This window comes from Streptomyces sp. S.PNR 29 (genome assembly GCF_030386795.1).
Lineage (GTDB): Bacteria > Actinomycetota > Actinomycetes > Streptomycetales > Streptomycetaceae > Streptomyces.
Genome location: NZ_JANUQM010000016.1, coordinates 175244 through 193057, shown reverse-complemented (window position 1 = coordinate 193057; position 17814 = coordinate 175244). Strand labels below are relative to the sequence as shown.

19 protein-coding genes, 1 tRNA gene and 1 pseudogene are annotated in these 17814 nt (G+C 72.0%); 6 read left to right on the top strand and 15 right to left on the bottom strand.

From position 1 onward, the window contains the following. The 4 genes from NW895_RS34905 to NW895_RS34890 form a co-directional block, all read right to left on the bottom strand. Positions 1 to 1404, bottom strand: coding sequence for a glutamine synthetase family protein (locus NW895_RS34905; protein ID WP_289940823.1), 1404 nt, complete (start codon positions 1402 to 1404; stop codon positions 1 to 3). A 37-nt stretch (positions 1405 to 1441) separates the two neighbouring features. Further along, positions 1442 to 2254, bottom strand: a complete 813-nt coding sequence (locus NW895_RS34900; protein ID WP_289940822.1) for an SAM-dependent methyltransferase — start codon at positions 2252 to 2254, stop codon at positions 1442 to 1444. A 106-nt stretch (positions 2255 to 2360) separates the two neighbouring features. Continuing rightward, positions 2361 to 3182: a hypothetical protein gene (locus NW895_RS34895; protein ID WP_289940821.1), complete on the bottom strand. Its 822-nt coding sequence runs from the start codon at positions 3180 to 3182 to the stop codon at positions 2361 to 2363. A 34-nt stretch (positions 3183 to 3216) separates the two neighbouring features. Continuing rightward, positions 3217 to 3768: a response regulator transcription factor gene (locus NW895_RS34890; RefSeq protein WP_289940819.1), complete on the bottom strand. Its 552-nt coding sequence runs from the start codon at positions 3766 to 3768 to the stop codon at positions 3217 to 3219. 58 nt (positions 3769 to 3826) lie between these two features. Here NW895_RS34890 and NW895_RS34885 point away from each other — a divergent pair. Further along, positions 3827 to 4218: pseudogene (locus NW895_RS34885) on the top strand (ATP-binding protein); the annotation flags it as partial. 58 nt (positions 4219 to 4276) lie between these two features. Here NW895_RS34885 and NW895_RS34880 read toward each other — a convergent pair. The 6 genes from NW895_RS34880 to NW895_RS34855 all read right to left on the bottom strand — a co-directional run bounded on the left by NW895_RS34880 (position 4277) and on the right by NW895_RS34855 (position 7913). Beyond that, positions 4277 to 5089 (bottom strand): SAM-dependent methyltransferase, encoded by an 813-nt coding sequence (locus tag NW895_RS34880; RefSeq protein WP_289940817.1) that lies wholly within the window; start codon positions 5087 to 5089, stop codon positions 4277 to 4279. 45 nt (positions 5090 to 5134) lie between these two features. Next, on the bottom strand, positions 5135 to 5782 hold the full coding sequence (locus tag NW895_RS34875) for an endonuclease (RefSeq protein WP_289940816.1): 648 nt from the start codon (positions 5780 to 5782) through the stop codon (positions 5135 to 5137). 2 nt (positions 5783 to 5784) lie between these two features. Then, positions 5785 to 6129, bottom strand: a complete 345-nt coding sequence (locus NW895_RS34870; protein WP_289940815.1) for a DUF3140 domain-containing protein — start codon at positions 6127 to 6129, stop codon at positions 5785 to 5787. A gap of 141 nt (positions 6130 to 6270) precedes the next feature. Beyond that, the gene (locus NW895_RS34865) at positions 6271 to 6750 is read right to left on the bottom strand and encodes a DNA starvation/stationary phase protection protein (protein WP_289940814.1); all 480 of its coding nucleotides are present in this window, start codon (positions 6748 to 6750) and stop codon (positions 6271 to 6273) included. Beyond that, positions 6747 to 7004 (bottom strand): WhiB family transcriptional regulator, encoded by a 258-nt coding sequence (locus NW895_RS34860; RefSeq protein WP_289940813.1) that lies wholly within the window; start codon positions 7002 to 7004, stop codon positions 6747 to 6749. The genes NW895_RS34865 and NW895_RS34860 overlap by 4 nt, the downstream gene beginning before the upstream one ends. A 99-nt stretch (positions 7005 to 7103) precedes the next feature. After that, complete coding sequence (locus tag NW895_RS34855; protein WP_289940812.1) at positions 7104 to 7913, bottom strand: alpha/beta hydrolase; 810 nt, start codon at positions 7911 to 7913, stop codon at positions 7104 to 7106. A 153-nt stretch (positions 7914 to 8066) separates the two neighbouring features. Here NW895_RS34855 and NW895_RS34850 point away from each other — a divergent pair, with 153 nt between their 5' ends. Further along, the gene (locus NW895_RS34850) at positions 8067 to 9254 is read left to right on the top strand and encodes a thiolase family protein (RefSeq protein WP_289940811.1); all 1188 of its coding nucleotides are present in this window, start codon (positions 8067 to 8069) and stop codon (positions 9252 to 9254) included. A gap of 99 nt (positions 9255 to 9353) precedes the next feature. Then, on the top strand, positions 9354 to 10127 hold the full coding sequence (locus NW895_RS34845) for a sulfite exporter TauE/SafE family protein (protein WP_289940810.1): 774 nt from the start codon (positions 9354 to 9356) through the stop codon (positions 10125 to 10127). A 24-nt stretch (positions 10128 to 10151) separates the two neighbouring features. Here the strand turns inward: NW895_RS34845 and NW895_RS34840 are convergent, their stop codons facing one another. Then, positions 10152 to 10952: a TIGR01458 family HAD-type hydrolase gene (locus tag NW895_RS34840; RefSeq protein ID WP_289940809.1), complete on the bottom strand. Its 801-nt coding sequence runs from the start codon at positions 10950 to 10952 to the stop codon at positions 10152 to 10154. Between the two features lie 84 nt (positions 10953 to 11036). Between NW895_RS34840 and NW895_RS34835 the strand changes: the two genes are divergently transcribed. Continuing rightward, positions 11037 to 11783: a cobalt-precorrin-6A reductase gene (locus NW895_RS34835; RefSeq protein ID WP_289940808.1), complete on the top strand. Its 747-nt coding sequence runs from the start codon at positions 11037 to 11039 to the stop codon at positions 11781 to 11783. Between the two features lie 32 nt (positions 11784 to 11815). On the opposite strand, the gene cobF is transcribed toward NW895_RS34835, so the two are convergent. Together cobF and NW895_RS34825 are read right to left on the bottom strand one after the other, a co-directional pair. Continuing rightward, the gene (gene cobF / locus NW895_RS34830) at positions 11816 to 12586 is read right to left on the bottom strand and encodes a precorrin-6A synthase (deacetylating) (protein WP_289940807.1); all 771 of its coding nucleotides are present in this window, start codon (positions 12584 to 12586) and stop codon (positions 11816 to 11818) included. A gap of 78 nt (positions 12587 to 12664) precedes the next feature. After that, positions 12665 to 13192, bottom strand: a complete 528-nt coding sequence (locus NW895_RS34825; protein ID WP_289940806.1) for a DUF309 domain-containing protein — start codon at positions 13190 to 13192, stop codon at positions 12665 to 12667. Between the two features lie 98 nt (positions 13193 to 13290). On the opposite strand from NW895_RS34825, the gene NW895_RS34820 reads away from it, so the two are divergent. Next, positions 13291 to 13364, top strand: a tRNA-Pro gene (locus tag NW895_RS34820). Between the two features lie 134 nt (positions 13365 to 13498). Here NW895_RS34820 and NW895_RS34815 read toward each other — a convergent pair. Together NW895_RS34815 and NW895_RS34810 are read right to left on the bottom strand one after the other, a co-directional pair. Then, positions 13499 to 17086 carry a serine protease gene (locus NW895_RS34815; protein WP_289940805.1) on the bottom strand — a complete coding sequence of 1196 codons (3588 nt, stop codon included), beginning with the start codon at positions 17084 to 17086 and terminating at the stop codon, positions 13499 to 13501. A gap of 39 nt (positions 17087 to 17125) precedes the next feature. Beyond that, complete coding sequence (locus NW895_RS34810; protein ID WP_289940804.1) at positions 17126 to 17416, bottom strand: trypco2 family protein; 291 nt, start codon at positions 17414 to 17416, stop codon at positions 17126 to 17128. 83 nt (positions 17417 to 17499) lie between these two features. Between NW895_RS34810 and NW895_RS34805 the strand changes: the two genes are divergently transcribed. Next, positions 17500 to 17700 carry a helix-turn-helix domain-containing protein gene (locus tag NW895_RS34805; RefSeq protein ID WP_354670147.1) on the top strand — a complete coding sequence of 67 codons (201 nt, stop codon included), beginning with the start codon at positions 17500 to 17502 and terminating at the stop codon, positions 17698 to 17700. Positions 17701 to 17814 lie beyond the last annotated feature (114 nt).

Genomic DNA, 17814 nt, shown 5'->3' with positions numbered 1-17814 from the left:
TCAGTACGCCCAGCGGTACGCCGCCGCCACCTGCTCGTCGTCCATCCCGGCGACGGCCGCGAGCTCCCCGCGCCGTACGGCGATCACCGCGTCGGCGAGGACCGGCCCGAGCGCGGCCCGCAGCCGCTCGTCGCCGCGGAACTCCTCCACCGCCCGCTCCAGCGAGGTCGGCAACCGATGTACGCCCCGGGCCGCCGCCTGCGCCGCGTCGAGGCGCGCCGGATCTCCGGTGGTCTCCTCGGGCAGGGACGCCTCCGACACGAGGCCGTCCAGCCCGGCGGCGATCAGGCAGGCGAGCGCGACATAGGGGTTCGCGGCCAGGTCGACCGGCTTCACCTCCAGGTTCGCCGCGTGCTCGCGGACGCCCGCGGTGCCGGTGATCACGCGCAGCGCGGCCTCGCGGGTCTCCCGGCCCCAGGCGGTGAACACCCCGGCCCACTGCGAGGGCTTGAGCCGCAGACAGCTCGCCGGACTCGGGGCGGTGACCGCCATCAGTCCCGGGAGGTGGGCGAGCACCCCGGCCGCGAACGACTCCGCCGCGGATGTCATGCCGTACCGGCGGTCGCCGCCGGTGTGCAGGTTCACCCCGTCGCGCCATGCGGAGAGGTGGATGTGGCCGCCGTTGCCGACGCCCCGCGCGAAGACGGCCGGGGCGAAGGAGACCTTCAGTCCGTGGCGCCGGGTCACCGCCCGGATCGTCTGCCGCACCAGCACGCTGCGGTCGGCCGCCGCCACCGGGTCGAGCGCACCCACCGAGATCTCGAACTGTCCCGCCGCGTACTCCGGATGGACCTGGTCGACGTCCACGCCCTGCGCCGCGAGGGCCGCCAGCAGGTCGGCGACGCAGTCGCTCAGCTCCACCTGCCGGGTCGCGCCGTAGGCCGGCCCGGAGACCGCGGGCACGAACGCGCCGTCGGGCGCGTCCCCGCGGCCGACCGCCCACTCGATCTCGACAGCCGCCTTGAACGTGACGCCGTGCCGCTCGGCGGCCTCCGTCACGATCCGGCGCAGGACGGTACGGCCGCACGCCGGATGCGGCTCGCCCTCCTGCGTGATCCGGTCGACCGGCGCCCACGCCCAGCCGGGCTGCCCGGCCAGCACCACCAGCTGGTCGAGATCGGGATACAGGCGCAGATCACCGTCCGGGGAGCCGAGGACGTCGGTGGCGACGATCGTGTCGTTGGCCAGAAAGGTGTCGAACACCGGCGACATGCCGACACCCCAGGCCGCGGCCGAGGCCAGCCTGGCCGTGGGGATCGCCTTCACCCGGCCGATGCCCGCGGTGTCGACGTACGCCAGCACGATCCCGTGCACGCCCCGCCCGGACAGCTCGCCGCTCAGCGCGGTGGCCCGCTCGACGTCTCCGGGACGCCCGCCGGGCACGTGGTCGGCGAGGGTGGTCATATGTCCTCCTGGACGGCTCGGCGGGCTCGGCCGGGTGTCAGGGCTTCACGGCCACCGCGCCGAACTGCGGCACGGGAGCCGCGGAGCCGGGCCCGGCACGCCACTGCGAGCACGACACCAGGCCCGGTTCCAGCAGCTCCAGGCCGTCGAAGAACGTGGCGACGTCCTCGCGGCTGCGGGCGGTGATCGGCGGGGTGGCGTTCTCGTTCCAGAACGTCATGGCCGGGATCTGGCCCTCCCCGCCGAGATCGGCGTCGAAGGTGGGGTGGGTCAGCGCCAGACAGCTGCCCGAGGGGATCGCGGCCATGACCCGGCGCACGATGTCCCTCGCCTTGTCCGTGTCGAGGACGAAGTTGAGGACGCCCAGCATCATCACCGCGACGGGCCGGCTGAAGTCGAGCGTCCGCGCCGCGCGTTCGAGGATGGCGTCCGGGTCGTGCACGTCGGCGTCGATGTAGTCGGTGACGCCGTCGGAGGTGCCGGTCAGCAGGGTCCGGGCGTGCGCGAGGACGATCGGGTCGTTGTCGACGTACACGATCCGCGACTCGGGCGCGATGCGCTGCGCGATCTCGTGGGTGTTGTCCCCCGTCGGGAGCCCGGTGCCGATGTCGAGGAACTGGCGTATCCCGCGCTCCTCGGCCAGGAACCGTACCGCCCGGCCCAGGAACCAGCGGTCCGCCCGGGCGATCTCCCGGATGACCGGGAACATGCCGGCGACATGCTCGCCGACCTGCTGGTCGATCTCGTAGTTGTCCTTGCCGCCGATCCAGTAGTTCCACACGCGCGCGTTGTGCGCCACCCCGGTGTTCAGCCTCGCGGCCCCGCTCGCCGGTGTGCGGCTCTCGGTCACGTCTTCGCTCCTTCACGCGGGTGCGGCCGTCGCCGCCCATTGTGCCGCCCGGTGATCACTCTGTCCGGGGAATCGGCCGAGGAACGGGAGGAGTGACGGGGAACGTTCAGTCGAACTCGCCGGGCTGCGGGGAGGGGGTCTTCCCGGCCAGCACGTCCTGCAGACGCTGGGTGCCCTGCCGCGCCGCCTGCTCCATGGAGTCGTCCTCGCCGCCGGCGAGACCGCCGGCCGTGACGGTGATCGCGTCGGCGCCGACGCGTACCGCGGCGATGTCCAGGGTGAGCGTGGCGGGGGCGCCGGCGGTCGTGCCCTGGACGGTCACATGCAGGCCCTGCCGGGCGTCACCCACGTCGGGCACCGAGGTCTCGATCACCTCGACCGTCCGCTGCCCGCCGGACGGGTCGGTCGCCGTGAAGCGGTCGCAGGTGACCGGCAGGTCGTTCATCCAGGCCAGCGAGTCGTCCAGTTGGTCCCGGTCGTAGGCGGCGACCTGGTGGAGCAGACGGGAGTCGCCCATCTGGAAGCCGGCCAGCGCCGACGCACCCGCGGGCCTGCCCAGCAGGTCGTCGTCGTAGAGGGCGTCGAGCAGCCGCTGGCAGTCGGCGGCGTCCGCCTTCGCGGTGACGAAGTCGGCGACGTCGACCCTGCCGATGAGCAGTCTGTCGTCCCACCGGTCGGCGTTCGCGACCCGCGTCCAGTCGTCCTCCAGATCGGCCTCGGTGATCAGTGCGGCCCGCGCTCCGGCCTCGGTGAGGGTGGGTGAGGGGGAGGGGGAGGCGGTGGTGGGCTGTGCGGCGAGCCGTGAGGCGGCGACCTCCGAGGCGCGCGAGCCCGTCTCGTCGTCCGAGCAGGCCGCGGTGGTCAGCAGCGTCGCCGACGCCAGGGCCGAGGTGAGGACGCGGACGGGACGGGACGGACGACGGCTCATCGCGTATGCCTCCTGGGAACGGGACGCGTGCCCTTCAGCGCACCATCGGGCCGGTCGGGTCACCAGCGCAGCGGACCGTTCGGGTGAGGGCTGGGGGGAGGGGCGTGGTGAGGGCTCGCGGCGCCCGTGCGGCGCGGCGTTCCCGCTCGGTCAGCGGCTCCGCGAGCGGGGCCGGTGCGGGCGCGGGAGGGCGCTGCTCGGCGGTACCCGCGCTGGTGACATGCCTGAGCAGACGGACCGTGACCGAGGGGGAGACCAGCGAGTCGCCGGCCGCGGCCGCGCGGACCGCCTCCGCGAGAAGCGTGGGGCCGGAGTCCTTGAGCAGGAACCCGTAGGCGCCGCCGCGCAGCGCCCCGTACACGTACTCGTCGAGGTCGAAGGTGGTGACCACGACCACCCGCAGCGGATCGGGAACGTCCGGCCCGGCCAGCATGCGCGTCGCCTCCAGCCCGTCCAGCTTCGGCATCCGGATGTCCAGCAGGCACACGTCCGGCCGCTCCCGGCGCGCCAGCGCCACGGCCTCCTCGCCGTCGGGGGCCTCCGCGACCACGGTGATGTTCTCGCCCCCGGCCGTGGGCCGTGACATGCGGCGCGCTGGACGGCGTGGCCCTCCTCGCGCTGCCTCTGCGGTACCAGCATTCGGTCGGCGCCCGGTGGGCGACCTGGCCTCCATCGTCGAGCTGACGGAGGGTTTCGCGAGCCCCGTCCAGAAGGTCACGCTGCGCCGCGATCCCGCGGTGCCCGACGACCTGCCCCACGAGGTGCAGGCGGCCGCCTTCCGGGTCGTGCAGGAGGCGCTGACGAACGTACGACGGCATGCGGCCGACGCGGCGGAGGTCACCGTCGGCCTGCGCCGCGAGGGCGACCGGCTGGAGGTGTCGGTGACGGACAGCTCCCGGAGGCCGCGCACGGCGGCGGCTTCGGCCTCGTCGGCCTGACCGAGCGGGTGACCGCGCTGGGCGGCGCGCTGCATGCCGGGCCGAGGGTCGGTGGAGGCTGGGAGGTACGGGCGGTGTTTCCGGCGCGGCGACGCTGACGACAGCGCCGGGTGGCGCGGCGTGGGGCGAGGCCGGGTGACGTACCCTCCGGGCCCGTCAGCGCTTGAGCCCGACCCCGCCGTACAGGGACACGAGCCCGTCCTCGTCCGGGGTCTCGTCCGTCGCGAGGTCGGGGCGCCAGTCCGACACGGACACGATCCCGGGCTCCAGCACGTCGAGTCCCTTGAAGAAGCGGGACATCTCGGCGTGCGAGCGGGCCACGAGCGTGACCCCCGAGGCGGCGTACGCCGCGATGCCCCGCCGTACGTTCTCCGGCTCGAAGTCGGCGGTCATCGCCGAAAGCACCAGACAGCTGCCCGGCGCGAGCGCGTCGACGAGGGTGTCCACCAGGTCATGGGCGCCGTCCTCGTCGGCGATGAAGTGCAGCAGGGCGTTCAGGGAGACGGCGACGGGCCGGCCGAAGTCGAGGGCCGCCGCGGCCCGTTCGAGGATCTCGCGCGGTTCGCGCGCGTCGCCCTGGACGTACTGCGTCACGCCCTCCGGAGTACCTCGCAGCAGGGCGGCCGCGTGGGCGAGGACGATGGGGTCGTTGTCGGCGTACACGACTCGCGCGTCCGGCGCGAACGACTGTGCGATCTGGTGCAGGTTGGGCTCGGTGGGGATGCCGGACCCGATGTCGAGGAACTGGCGGATTCCCGTCTCCTGGACGAGCAACCGCGTGGTGCGCTGCATGAACCGGCGATTGGCGCGCGCCTGCCGCGGGGCCTGACCGTTGATCGACGCGATCTGCCGGCCGAGCTCCTCGTCGACCGGATAGTTGTCCTTGCCGCCGAGGAACCAGTCGTACACCCGGGCCGGATGCGGTCGGGACGTGTCGATCCGCTGGGCGGCCGGCTCGGTCGCGGTCACGGGTGCTCCTCTGCTCGCCGGTATGTGCGAGCAGTCTGACATGCATCATCCGGCGCGACGGAGGGCGTCTTCGGCCACCTCCTTGTCGACCGCGGCGCGCACCAACGCGGCGGCGAGCACGGCCGGTTCGGTCGTCCCGGCCAGTTCGACAAGCCGGTCCGGGGTCTTCGGCAGCCCGAGGCGTTCCGCGCCTTGGAGGGCCTTGCGATCGAGGTACGGGGCCGCCTCCGGCCATACGAGCTGGACCTCGCGCAGGAAGATGTCGGCGCCGGCCGGACCCACGCCGGGGAACTCCTGGAGCAGATGACGCAGTTCGGACAGCTTGCCGTCCGCTTCCCTCCGCAGCCGTCGCAGGTCGCCGCCCCAGCGCTCGGTCAAGAGCTCGGCGGCGTCGCCCAGTTGGGTGGCGGTGCGTTCGTCGTAGCGCCGGTAGCCGCCCCGGCCGAGCGCGTCCACGCGCTCCTGCCAGTCGGCCCCGGCCATACGACGGGGATCGCGCAGCCCCGCCTCGTACAGGGCACGGGCGGTGGCCACGGCGATCGAGCCGCGGATGCGGGCGCTGAGCAGATGGGCCAGGACCAGCAGCCGGTACAGCGGCTGCGGGGTGTCCTTCAGCCGGATGCCCGCCTCCTCGGCGTACGTCTGCCCGTGCGCGCCGACGAGCTCTCTCACGACGCGCTCGTCGCGGTTCACGGCTACGCCTTGAGCGGATCGTGGCCGAGGGTCATCAGCCGGTGCCGACGGCGCGTGTCCTCGGCCGACTCCTCGGTCTCCGGCTCGTTCTCCACGTCCGCCTGCGCGGTGACGGTGTCCACGACCTTCCGCATCACGCGCAGATCGTCCTCGGTGAGGTCCGTGCGCCGCTTCTGCAGGATCGCCAGGACGTGCTGCCCGGTGGGCGAGCCCGCGTCCTCGGGCAGCGGCTCCGCGTTCTCGTCGGCGTCGCGCACCCGCAGCCAGGCCGCGAGTTCCGCCGAGGTCATGTTCACCACGCGGTGGAAGTCCTCCCACAGCGCGTCGAGTTCAAGGGCGTCGGTCATGGGTGCCCCTTCCGTGCGGGCCATCGGACGACTCGGCCGGGCGAGCCTTCACGTGGCCCCGTTGGTGCGAGCCTCGCGTGGCCCCCGGGCGGGAGCCCTCGCGTGACCCTTTGGTACGTATGTGTTCGGGCCGTGCGCCAGTCAGTCGCGGGGCCAGTTCTCCGCGTCGAACATCCACCGCTGCTTCTCCAGCTCGGCGGTGATGCCGATCAGCAGGTCCTGGGTGACCGGGTCCGGCTTCTCGGTCGCTTCGATACGCTCGCGCAGCCGCCCGATCGCCGCCTCCAGCGACTCCACCATCACCTGGACGACGTCCTTGTCCTGCAGCCAGCCGTCCTTGGGGCCGGGCAGGTGGAAGCGGGCCGCGATGGTCTCCGGGCGGCCGTCCGGCGGGACGCCGAGCGCCGCGGCACGCTCCGCCACCGTGTCGGAGAAACCCCGTGCGGCCGAGACCACCTCGTCGAGCTGGAGATGGATGGAGCGGAACCTCGGTCCCACGATGTTCCAGTGCGCCTGCTTGCCGATGAGTGACAGGCCGAGCAGATCGACCAGGGTGTCCTGGAGCGCATCGCCGGCGACGCGGCGGGCGTCGTCGGGCAGCGTGCTCTTCACGACGGTCATAGCGCGCTTCTCCTCCTCGCGTCGTCTCTGGGGACACGGAGCAGTGCGTCGCGCTCCTCCTCGCAGGTGCCGCCCCACACGCCCGCGGCCTGTCCGCTGCTGATCGCGAAACGCAGACAGTCGTCGGTCACCGGGCAGCGGGCGCAGACACGCTTCGCCGCCGTGATGTCCCGCAGCGCAGGGCCGGACGTGCCGACGGGGAAGAACAACTCGGGGTCCTCGCCTACGCAGGCAGCGCGCCGCAACCACTCCATGCGTGCGCGGGTGCCCAGGCCGAACCGGTGCAAACGCGGCCTGTGATGGCCCTGGAGAGCGGTTTCGGCGTGCGCGGCCGGTGACCGGTGAGAGCGCGATCAGCGTGTCAGGACGCCGTCGAGGAAGCGTGTCAGGTCGGTGAACACCTCTGCCTTGCAGGTCTCGTTGAAGACCTCGTGCCGGGCGCCGGGGTAGATCCGCTCGGTCAGGTCGCCGCCGCTCAGCTTCTCGACGCCGACGCGGCTGCCCGGGAGCGGTACCAGCCGGTCGTCGTCGCCGTGCAGCCACAGCAGCGGCAGCCGTCCGACGTCACCGCCTTGGGACACGGCCTGAAGCGTCCGCGCGAACGCCTCCACCGTCGGCCGCTTCATCGGGCCGTGCCAGACCAGCGGATCAGCGGCGTACGCCGCGCCGACCGCCGGATCGCGGGAGAGCGCGGCCGGGTTGATCGGCGTGTCGGGGATCTCGTCGAGGGCGAGCAGCCGCCGCGGCAGCTCCCAGTCGCCGATCACCGGACCGGACAGCACCAGCGCGCTCAGCTCGCCGGGGTGGCGCTGTGCGTAGCGGGCCGCGATCAGACCGCCCATGGAGTGCCCGATCATGACGACGGGGAGGTCCGGGTGGGCGGCCCGGGCCGACTCGGCGACAGCCCGCACATCGGTGACCACGTCCTCGAAGTCCTCGATCAGCACCCGCTCGCCCGCCGACCTCCCGTGCCCCATGTGGTCGGGCCCGAAAACGGCCGCGTCGTGGGCCACCAGCACACCGGCCGGCTCCTCGTAGCGGCCGGCGTGCTCCCCGTATCCGTGCATGACGAGCGCCACGTACCGGGGCCGCTCCCGAGGCCACTCGCGGACGGCGACCGCTCCCCGGGTTCCGGTGAGGACGTGCTCGCGGATCTCGGCCATAGCTCCTCCAGCTGCGTCGGTGAAGGCCCGGTGAGATCTTCCCAGGGGGCCGCCCGCCGGTCTATAGTAAAAACTAGCAGCGCTAATTAAGGTCGGTGCCGGCGACTTCCGCGGCGCCCGACGACTGAGCGATGACGGTCAGGAGTCCTGGTAGTGCGTCCCGTCCACTTCGCGGCCGCCCGCCGCACCCCCATCGGCAGACTGCGCGGTGCCCTGTCCACCGTGCGGCCCGACGACCTCGCCGCCACGGTGATCCGGACCCTGGTCGCCGACGTGCCCGCACTGGACCCGGCCCGCGTGGACGACGTCTACTGGGGCGCCGCCAACCAGGCCGGCGAGGACAACCGCAATGTCGCCCGCATGGCCGCGCTGCTGGCCGGGCTCCCCGAATCCGTGCCCGGCGCCACCGTCAACCGGCTGTGCGCCTCCGGTCTCGAAGCGGTCACCGCCGCCGCCCGCACCATCGCCGCGGGCGAGGCCGACATCGTGCTCGCGGGCGGTTCCGAGTCGATGAGCCGCGCCCCCTTCGTGCTGCCCCGACCGGACGAGGCCCTGCCGCACCGCGTCGAGACCTTCGACACCCGCCTCGGCTGGCGCCTGGTCAACCCGGCCATGAAGGACCTGCACGGTCTGCTGTCCATGGGGGAAACCGCCGAGGAGGTCGCCGAACGGTACGGCATCCCGCGCGAACGCCAGGACGAGTTCGCCCTGCGCAGCCACCGCCTCGCCGCGGACGCCCGGAAGAACGGCCACTTCGACGACGAACTCCTGCCCGTGGACCGCCCGGACGGCATGGTGGTCGACGCCGACGAGTGCATCCGCGAGGACACCTCGCTGGAGAAGCTGGCGAAGCTGAAGCCGGTCTTCCGCGAGGGCGGCACGGTCACCGCGGGCAATGCCTCACCGATGAACGACGGCGCCGCCGGGCTCCTCCTGGTCAGCGAGGAGGCCCTGAACGAACTCGGCCTGGAGTCGCTCGGCCGCTACGTCGCCGGCGCCTCGGCCGGCGTCCATCCCGACGTCATGGGCATCGGCCCCGTCCCCGCCACCCGCAAGGCACTCGCACGCGCCGACTGGAGCGTCGGTGACATCGAGGAGGCCGAGTTCAACGAGGCGTTCGCGGCCCAGGCCCTCGCCTGCGTGGACCAACTCGGCATCGACCTTGACCTGGTCAACCCCAGCGGCGGCGCCATCGCCCTCGGCCACCCGCTCGGCTGCTCGGGGGCACGCATCCTGACGACCCTGCTCCACCGCATGCGGCGTACGGGGGCGGCCCGCGGGCTGGCGACGATGTGCGTGGGGGTGGGGCAGGGGAGCGCGGTGCTGGTGGAGCGGCACTAGCGCGGCATCCCCCGGCGAGGCCGGCAGCGTCCGTCGGGTGCCACCTGGCGAGACGGCACTTACAGGCACCGGTTGCCTGCACATAGCATCGGTCACCGCATGAACACGATGACGCTCTGGCACCTCACCGGCTGGGAGTTCGCCGCCCTCGCCTTCGCAGCCCTTCTCGTCGGCTTCTCCAAAACCGCCGTGAGCGGTGCCAACACGGTCAGCCTCGCGATCTTCGCGGCGGTCCTGCCCGCCCGCGCCTCCACCGGTGTGCTGCTGCCGGTCCTGATCGCCGGAGACGTGCTGGCCGTGCTCACCTACCGGCGGCACGCCCACTGGCCCACGCTGTGGCGGTTGTTCCCGGCGGTCGCGGCCGGAGTGGTCGTCGGCACGCTGTTCCTGATGTGGGCGGACGACGCGATCGTACGGACGTCGATCGGGGCGATCCTGCTGCTGATGGCAGGCGTGACGGTGTGGCGCCGGCGCAGGGCCGAGGCGGAGGAGGAGCCGGACGCGGTCACCGGCCGGGCGGGCCGTATGAAAGCCCGGTCCTACGGAATCCTCGGCGGCTTCACCACCATGGTCGCCAACGCGGGCGGCCCGGTGATGTCCATGTACCTCCTCTCCGCGGGCTTCCGCAAGCTCGGCTTCCTCGGCACGTCGGCGTTCTTCTTCCTGATCGTCAACGTCTCCAAGCTGCCCTTCAGCGCCGGCCTCGGCCTCATCGACGGCCGCTCGCTGCTCCTTGACGCGGCGCTCGCGGTGTTCGTCGTGCCCGGAGCGTTGTTCGGCACATGGGCCGTGAACCGGATCAACCAGCGTCTGTTCGAGCAACTGGTGATCGCGGCGACCGTCGTGGGTGGCCTCCAACTGCTGCTGCGCTGACCGGTCGCCACCGCGCCGACCCGCTCACTGCAGCGCCGCCCCCCGCAGCAGCCCCGGCAGATCCGCGAAGGAATCGATCACGTGATCGGGTGTGCCGGTGGCGGCCCGGTGGGTCTCCGGCAGATACTTGCCGGTCCTGACGAGGACCCCGGTGACACCGGCCCGCTGCGCCGCCAGCACGTCGGACTCGATGTCGTCCCCCACCATCACCGCCTCCTCCGCGCCGACCCCCAACCGGGCGAGCGCCGCCTCGAAGAACGCCCGCGACGGCTTGCCGGTGATCTCGGCCTCGGTACGGGCGGCCTGTTCGAGGCCGATCAGGAAGGCACCGGAGTCGAGCTGCAGTCCCTCGTCCGTGCGCCAGTACAGATTGCGGTGCATGGCCACCAGCCGGGCCCCGCGCTGCAGCTGCCCGAAGGCCCGGTTGAGCGCCGCGTAATCGAACTCGGGACCGGCACCGCCGACGATGACGACGTCCGGCACGGCCCCCGAGCCGGCTTCGTCGAGGACGGTGACGCCATCGAGGTCCTCCCGGATGTCACCGCTGTTCAGCAAGGTGCAGCGAGCGCCGGGACAGTGCTCGGCGAGGTACGCGGCGGTGACGGCGGGCGCGGTCAGGATGTCCTCGGCGGACACGGGGAACCCCGCGCCCCGAAGCGTCCCCGCGATCGACGCCCGGGTCCGGGAGGTCGTGTTCGTCACCAGCGCGACGCCCCACCCGGCCTCACGGATCTCCCGCAACGCATCCACCGCCCCCGGCAGCGGCTCCCACGAGACGGTGAGGACCCCGTCGATGTCGATCAGTACGGCCCGTACGGATTCCATGTCCGGACGATAGCCGCGCCGGGCCACGCCCGCCGTGCGGACTCGGCGCCGACGTGCCGGGGCGCCCCCCGTACGCTCGACGCCATGCCTCCGCACGTCCTGATCCTCGGCGGTACGACCGAGGCCCGTCGGCTGGCCGCCGAACTGGCGGCGCATCCCGGTGTCCGTGTCACCACGTCGCTCGCGGGGCGCGTGTCCCGGCCGGGGCCGCTCGCAGGGGAGGTCCGGGTCGGGGGTTTCGGAGGGGCGGAGGGGCTGGCCGCCTGGCTGCGCGAGCATCGCGTGGACGCCCTCGTCGACGCCACGCACCCCTTCGCCGCCTCGATCACCGCGAACGCGGCACGGGCCGCGGCGGCGACCGGCATACCCGCGGTGGTCCTGCGTCGCCCGGGCTGGCGGCCCGGCCCGGGGGACCGATGGCACCCGGTCACGTCCCTGGGCGCGGCCGCGGAGCTGTTGCCCCGCCTCGGCCGCCGGGTGCTGCTGACCACGGGCCGCATGGGACTGGCCGCCTTCGCGCATCTGACGGAACTCCACTTCGTCGCACGGTCCGTCGAGCCCCCCGAGCCGCCGATGCCGCCGGACACACAGGTGCTGCTGGCGCGCGGACCGTTCACGGTGGCCGACGAGTCCGCGCTGCTGTGCGATCACCGCATCGACGTGATGGTGACCAAGGACAGCGGGGGAGAGGCCACGGCCGCCAAGCTGACGGCGGCGCGGGAGCTCGGCCTGCCGGTCGTGGTCGTGCGACGGCCGCCGGTGCCGCCCGGAGTCACCGTCGTACCCGACGTGGCGGGCGCCCTGGAGCGTCTCGGCCTCGACCGCCCATGACCGAGACCCGCATGACCCACGCCCCAGTCGTGTCAGTTCCGCGGACGCCTCCGCAGCAGATACGTGTCCATGATCCAGCCCTTGCGCTCACGTGCCTCGGCGCGCAGCCGCTCGATACGGGGCGCGGCCTCGGCGATCGGCCCGGAGGCGAGGATCTCGTCCTCGGTGCCTATGTAGGCGCCCCAGTAGATGTCGATGTCCTGGTCGGCGTACTGCCGGAACGTCTGGTGGGCGTCCAGCATCACCACCACGTCGTCCACGCCCTCGGGGAAGCCCTCGGCGAGCCGTCGGCCGGTGGTGATCTGCACGGGCCGGGCGACGCGGTTGAGCCCCGTCCGATGCCGGGCGACGAGCGCCGAGACACTGCTGATGCCGGGCACGACGTCGTACTCGAACTCCACCGCGCCGCGCCCGAGGACCTCTTCCAGGATCCCGAGCGTGCTGTCGTACAGCGCCGGGTCACCCCACACCAGGAAGGCCCCGCTCTCGTCCTCCCGCAACTCCTCGGCGATGAGCCGCTCGTAGATGTCGGCGCGCGCACTGCGCCAGTCCCCGACAGCCGGAGAGTACGCCGCGCCACCGGCGTTGCGGTCACGCTCCGGGTCACGCGCCTCCACGACCCGGTACGTCCCCTGCGGTATGTGCGCGTCGAGCATGCCCCGGCGGAGCTGCACGAGGTCCGCCTTCACCTCGCCCTTGTCCAGGACGAAGAAGACATCCGTGCTCCGCAGCGCCTTGACCGCCTGCAGGGTCAGTTGGTCGGGGTCGCCCGCGCCGATACCGATGACATGAATCTTTCGCACGCCCCGAGTCTGCCGCACGCCACTGACAGCCGGTGCATCGCACCCCTGCTGACCGGCCAGGACGCCCTGCCCGCCCCGCTACGGCGCCCCGCGCCCCCGCAACCGCGGCGCCCGCGTCCCCGCGTCGACGGGCCCGGCGTCCCGCTCCACGTCCTCCGCCAGCTCCCGCGCCCAGGTCACGACGCCGGGGAGATCGAGCCCGTACGGCCGCTGCCGCCCGGAGGCCGACGCCCATGCCTCCGCGGCACCGGCTCCGCGCCGCAGCAGCCGGGCGCCACCCGTGACATTGCCCCGGGCCGCGTGGGTGAGCCCCACGGCGAGCTGGGCCAGACCCCGCCACAGCGCACGCTCCTCCTCGGGACCCGACTTCCAGGCGTCCTCGAAGACCTCGTGGGCGTGGAACGGCTTCCCCTCGTCCAGCAGCCGCTGGGCCTCGGCGAGGGACTCCTCCGGCGTGCGCACGACCCCCTCGGGCTGCCGGGGCACGCCGTCAGCGTCGTACGGCAGGGGCCGCCCGAGCCCGTCCCGCGGCCGGGCGTTGCGCGCCCGCCCCTCGCTGTCACGGTCCCGCGCGTGCACCGGCCGGCCTGAGGATGTACTGCTCATACACCGATTGTCCCGCGTCCGTGCCCCCTTTCGATGCAGGCCCCGGTGTGAGGTAAAGTGCTGTTCGCGCGATCACGCGGTTCACCGCGGAAGCGCACCGGGACGTGGCGCAGCTTGGTAGCGCACTTGACTGGGGGTCAAGGGGTCGCAGGTTCAAATCCTGTCGTCCCGACTTGTGAGAGTCGCAGGTCAAAGGCCGCATCGGAACATTCGATGCGGCCTTTGGGCATTTCACGGCGAGTTTGGGCATTTCACGGCGAGAGAGACCAGAGGCTCCCCTGTGACCGCCTCCCAGGGCGACGCCGGCTAGGTGGACAGTGAGGCATCCGGTTGCGTGCCGAGCACGGTGCGCAGGCGGTGGGCGAACGGCTCGTTCCCGTGATGCGCCAACCAGTCCTCGGCGAAGCGGATCGCCGGACCTCTCTGGTCAGGGCGGAGGGCCGGGAGCGTGAGCAGATCCTCGATGACCAGACGTGCCTTCGCCAGCCTGCCGTGTTCCCTGAGCCACCGGACAGCGCAGTCCACGGCGCGGGACCGGCGGTCCTCGTCCAAAGCCGGATGGCGTAGGACACCGGAGAGCATGGCGCGGCCCTTGGCCGACGTTTCGGTGCTCAGGCGGTCCAGTGCGATGTCGATGCCGATATGTGCCTGCTCGACCGACAGGTCCGGGCGGGTGAGGAAGGAGGCGAGTACCCGGCGCTGTGCCTTGCCCCCGTGGCACGCCAGCCACTCCAGGCTGACGTCTGCGACGGTACGCGCTTGCTCGGCGGTCAGGCCCTCGAGCCGGCTGAGCATGATCGCCATCAGCTTGTGATCGTCCGGACGCGCGAGGAGGGCCGCGGTTCCCAGGCGGACGGCGTGGCGGAGCTGCGCGGACGACAGGTCCGGCACCGACAGGAGGGGACCGAGCACCAGACTGCACTCCTCGTGTTCCGGGTGGCCGTCGAGCCAGGTGAAGGCGAGCGTGACGGCGACCCGCATTCGGTCACGGCCGAGGTGCTCGTAGTGGAGCAGGAGACGGTGCAGCATGGCCGGGGCGGAGGGAGCGTCCGGCTGCTCGGTCAGCCGGTGCAGAAGGGAAGCGACGGTTTCCGGCGAACTGCCGTCGGTCAGCAGTGCGTGGAGTACGCCGGATTGCGCCGGGAGACCCGCTGCCCTTCCAGTGGCCCACGACTGGGCAAAGGTGACCAACCGGGGCCGGAGGTCCGGCGGGCAGCCGTCCTTGGACAGGAGGTTTCGCAGGACCCTGCCCGCACTCGGGTGGCTGCGCTGCTGCTCCAGCCAGTCCAGTGCACAGCGTGTCAGCTCGGCACGGTCGCTTTCCGCGAGGCCGTCGTACTCCAGGAGGGCGCACAGCTCCGGACCCGCGTCCGAGCCTGTGCGATGAGCGGCGCGCAGCCATGTCAGCATCCGGTCGACGATCTCCTGGCGGGCGGCCGCGCCGACGTCTTCACGCTGGAGGAAGGCGCGAACCACCGGTGCCACCCCGAAGCTGCGATGGGGGGTCAGCCAATCCCGCACGACCTCGACCACACGCCCCAGCCGGTCGTCGGTGTGGTCCATCCGGAGCAGCCGTTTCATCAGGGCAGGCGTGTGGCGCCAGCCTGGCCGGGAAGGCACCCAGGCAAGGGTGCGGTCGACCGCCACGTCCTCGGCTTCCGGAGTGAGATCAGGACGATCCAGCAGGGCGAGCAGCAGATGCTCGGTGTCGGTCTGCTCGCCTCGACGCAGGAGCCAGCCCACGGCTGCCTCCACGAGGCAGGTGGGCGCGCGGTCCACGCTCTGCAGGGCGGCTGTCAGGAACGGCTGCGCGATGTGGTCGGCCTCGGCGCGGGCGAGCCACGGTTCCACGAGGCGCTCCCACACGGTGTGATCGAACCCGTGCCATGGGCGGCTCGTCACCAGCGCCAGGAGTGCCTGCCCGCCGTCATGGCCCGCGTTCGCCAGGAGACGTCCCAGCGGACCGGCGTGGGCTGTGATCCATTCCCGGCAGAATCGTTCCAGTGCAGCGATGCGATGGGTGGATCCCCGCTCCTCCATGTCGGCGGCCAGCCGCCGTACATGGCCGGTCAGCACCGCGAAGGTACGAGGATGCCGCATCAGCGCCGAGAAGACCGAGGCGGCGGAGTTCTCGTCGACGCTCCACCCGGGTGGGGGCATCAGGGCGTGCAGCAGGAGTTCGTCGGTGACGACGTCGTGCACAACGACCAACTGGCCGTCGGTTTCGTCGAGCCATCCCAGAGAGATCAGTGTGTCGACGACCCGTCGGCCCCCCAGCGACCCGGCCGAGCCGTTGGCCGTGCTGAGGAGGGTGTCCACGGCCTGTTCAACGGTTTCCCTGGGTTGAGGGCCGGCTGCGACTGCCACGGCGAACGCCAGTTGGGCGGTGTCGGGGCTGGTGACGTGCAATGGCGAGGGCGTGGGATCGGTGGTCGCTGCAAGAGCGTCTCGCCGCATGCCTTCGCGTAGCCAGTCCAGCAGTTCGCCGGGCCGGGCCGAGACCGCCGGCGGCAGAGGCAGCCGGGCCAGATCCTGCTCCTCGATCGCCCGCGCGATCAGAAGTGCGGTGATCGGACGGCGGCCGCAGAGCCTGGCCAGTGCTTCCCCGCCCCACAGGCGAACGGCTTTGGGGGCTGCGTACTGGATGACCTGGGTGATGACGGCCGATTGGTGGGGCCAGTCGTCCCGCAGACAAACCTCGTCAAAGGCACTGGCACTGCCACGGAGCTGAACGGCCCGCAGAGACCCGGGGCGGACGGAAGCCAGACAAGCCAGGGTGATCCCGCGCCTGCGGGCCTCCGGGAGCAGTACTTCGGCAAGGGCACGCAGGTCCAACTGAGGACAGGCGTCGAGGTAGTCCAGCACCAGCAGGACCCGTCGCCGCTCACAGGACAGAACCGACGCGGCCACATCCTCGACGGTGACGGCGCTGTCGGGCTGTACGTGCAGTGCCTGCCACCCGGCACGGTGGGCCCTGCCCGCCACTTCGAAGGATGTCCGCGTCTTTCCCGAACCTGCTGGTCCGATCAGCAGGACCCCGCGGGAGCCGGCCGTGCTCAGTCGACCGAACAGGCGGTCCGGATGCGAGGGGTGATCCATTCCCGGATGGACGAAGGGCAGGTGCGCCTGGTCGAGGTAGCTGCGCCGTCCGAGAAGGCCGCGCACCACATCGGCGTGAGTGCGGACGCGATCGTGCCTGGCCGCGTTCCACGGAGACGGCATGAGGCCGCCCAACGACACTGGTTCCACCCCGTGCTCGGTGAGCAGGCGCGCGAAGTCCGCATCATGGGTCAGCCGGGAGAAACCGGTCGCGGTCAGGCTCGCCGCTCCGGACGGAACATGGTGGCTCGTGCACACGCCCACCAGAACACCATCCGTGGTGGTCACCCCTGCCCCGGATATGCCCTGCCATGGAGACCCCTGCGCCTGCCGTGGCGCAGGGCTGCTCAGGGACAGCTCCATCTCATGGCCGCCCAGAAACGAGCCCAGGAGAATCGAACCGGTCAGCTGACGCGCCGTCGGTGCGTCCTGCCGGGACGCGTGATCGGGGAATCCGACGGCGACGAACGGAACGGCCCCCACCGCCTGGGGCAGCACGCCCCACCGGGCGGGAGAGAGGGGAGGCGCGCCTTCCCCGAGGACCAACAGGGCCAGGTCCACCTCGTGGATCCGATGCCGGACCACGGCGGTGACGGGTACCCGTATCGCGGACCGCCCGGGCAACCGCACCTCAAAGGTGTCATCGGACCGGGCGAGGCCATGTCCGGCACAGATGACCAGTCGCGTGGCCAGCACGAAACCGGAAGCAGCGAAACGAGGGACGCCGTCGGAGCCGCGACGGACCACCATGGCCACGCGGTCCACGGCATCCGGCACGGTGATCAGCTCGGACATGGTCCGAGCCGCTGCCTACGGGCTGACTCAGCCACGGCGTCAGTCATCCAGAACAGCCGCACGTCCGGAGTTCGTCAGGATCGAGCCGCCGTCGGCCGTCTCAGCGGTGAGCTCCAACGAGATGGTGTGCGTGGCGGATACGTCCTCGGTCGCCTTCCCACCGGCGGACAGGACCCAGAACTTGACCCCGGCTTCGGCTTCCGTCGACGTCGACACGGCGACCTGCATGTCGAGCTTCACCGACTGCACACGAAGCCGGACCGGCTGGCCCTCGCCGTCGGCCATGGCCTGTGCCAGCTCACTGCGCAGCGCCTTGATGGTGTCCGTCAAGCCGATCTCCACGAGTCTCCCGCTTCTCCGAGGTCTGTGTAGTCAGCCAAACATGTTAGGCCCTGACCCGAGTTGCCCCTGCGGTGACGGCTACCGTCGACCGCCGGGTCGAGCTGGAGGCGAAGCGTCTGCTGGCGCACGGCGACCGGACCGCGGCCCAGATCTCGGGCCTGCTCGGCTTCGCCAACCCGTCCCAGTTCAGCGAGTACTTCATGCACCGCACGGGGCAGTCCCCGATCGAATTCCGCAGGGCAGTTCGCGGACATGGCAGTCAGAACGGGTAGGGGGCCCGCTCCGTGGCGAGGGGCGCCCAGCGTGCGTTGCTGAATGCCTCGGCGCCCCAGTGCGCGGCCATGGGACGTCGGAGGAGACGTACAACCACCGGCCCGGGGGTGTCG

What these genes read in the sequence shown, in the direction of transcription:
- NW895_RS34905 (WP_289940823.1), bottom strand. Translation starts at nt 1,404, where the DNA reads ATGACCACCCTCGCCGACCACGTGCCCGGCGGGCGTCCCGGAGACGTC.
- NW895_RS34895 (WP_289940821.1), bottom strand. Translation starts at nt 3,182, where the DNA reads ATGAGCCGTCGTCCGTCCCGTCCCGTCCGCGTCCTCACCTCGGCCCTG.
- NW895_RS34890 (WP_289940819.1), bottom strand. Translation starts at nt 3,768, where the DNA reads ATGTCACGGCCCACGGCCGGGGGCGAGAACATCACCGTGGTCGCGGAG.
- NW895_RS34870 (WP_289940815.1), bottom strand. Translation starts at nt 6,129, where the DNA reads ATGACCGACGCCCTTGAACTCGACGCGCTGTGGGAGGACTTCCACCGC.
- NW895_RS34865 (WP_289940814.1), bottom strand. Translation starts at nt 6,750, where the DNA reads ATGACCGTCGTGAAGAGCACGCTGCCCGACGACGCCCGCCGCGTCGCC.
- NW895_RS34860 (WP_289940813.1), bottom strand. Translation starts at nt 7,004, where the DNA reads ATGGAGTGGTTGCGGCGCGCTGCCTGCGTAGGCGAGGACCCCGAGTTG.
- NW895_RS34855 (WP_289940812.1), bottom strand. Translation starts at nt 7,913, where the DNA reads ATGGCCGAGATCCGCGAGCACGTCCTCACCGGAACCCGGGGAGCGGTC.
- NW895_RS34845 (WP_289940810.1), top strand. Translation starts at nt 9,354, where the DNA reads ATGAACACGATGACGCTCTGGCACCTCACCGGCTGGGAGTTCGCCGCC.
- NW895_RS34840 (WP_289940809.1), bottom strand. Translation starts at nt 10,952, where the DNA reads ATGGAATCCGTACGGGCCGTACTGATCGACATCGACGGGGTCCTCACC.
- NW895_RS34835 (WP_289940808.1), top strand. Translation starts at nt 11,037, where the DNA reads ATGCCTCCGCACGTCCTGATCCTCGGCGGTACGACCGAGGCCCGTCGG.
- NW895_RS34825 (WP_289940806.1), bottom strand. Translation starts at nt 13,192, where the DNA reads ATGAGCAGTACATCCTCAGGCCGGCCGGTGCACGCGCGGGACCGTGAC.
- NW895_RS34815 (WP_289940805.1), bottom strand. Translation starts at nt 17,086, where the DNA reads ATGTCCGAGCTGATCACCGTGCCGGATGCCGTGGACCGCGTGGCCATG.